The organism is Mycobacterium sp. 852002-51163_SCH5372311 (assembly GCF_001667115.1).
GTDB lineage: Bacteria > Actinomycetota > Actinomycetes > Mycobacteriales > Mycobacteriaceae > Mycobacterium.
The window spans coordinates 1-912 of record NZ_LZIJ01000037.1 but is presented as its reverse complement, the minus strand read 5'-3'; the positions used below and the strand labels follow the sequence as shown (position 1 = coordinate 912).

General features: G+C 60.0%; 1 protein-coding gene. It reads left to right on the top strand.

Annotated elements, in window-relative coordinates; all coding sequences use genetic code 11:
• Nucleotides 1-360: 360 nt before the first annotated feature.
• A partial coding sequence (locus tag A5791_RS05075; protein WP_067232146.1) for a recombinase family protein occupies nucleotides 361-912 on the top strand: 552 nt, incomplete at its 3' end.

Below are 912 nucleotides of genomic sequence, written 5' to 3'. Positions count from 1 at the left end.
CAGGCCGCCCCAGGACGACCGTGACGCGGCGAGTGAGCCCGCGCATGAGGCACGCCGGACGGCAGCGCCAGCACGCCCGGAAGGACACATCACCGGCCTGGCGGCAATACAAATGGCGAATCAGGCAAACCGGCAAGCTGGCACCTTGCCGCCGCTTCGGGAGCTAGAGAGCCCGCACAAGCGTTACAGGCAACACAGGCACTAGCCCGCCGTGATGGCCGTGTTTGCCCAGGTCAGGCATTGTAGCCACTGTTGTACCCGGTCAGCTAAAACTTAAGGCGTAAGGCGCAACCGCTCGGTTACGCCCCACACCAGGAAGGAACACAGGAGATGCCGACAAAGGCAGACGCACGAGAACCGATGCAACCGTTGATGTTTGGCTACACGCGCGTAAGCACCGACGAACAGGCCGACAGGCGTAACGGACTAGAGGCACAACGGGAAACCATCAATAGCCATGCCGCACGACGCAGCTGGACCGTGGAGCACTTCGCAGACGAAGGCGTATCCGGCAAGATAATCGGCCCGAAGCTGCAGGAAGTGTTGCAACTGTTGGCTTCTGGACAAGCAGACGGTCTTGTGGTCGCAAAGCTGGACCGCTTAAGTAGATCAATCGTTAACGCAGCCAACATTATCGAGTCAGCACAGGCGCAAGGTTGGTCGCTGGTGATTCTGGACCTCGGCGTAGACCTGACCACAGCAGCGGGCCGGATGATGGCGATGAACTTAGTCAACTTCGCGCAGTACGAACGTGAATTGATTAGCGAGCGTACGAAGGCCGCTCTTGCCGCCAAGAAGCGCAGAGGCGAGAGAATTGGAAGGCCTAGAGCTGCATCGGCTTCGGTGGTCCGCCGCATTGTCCGAGACAGGAATGCCGGCTTCAGTTACGACGCTATCGCCTCCGCCCTCACC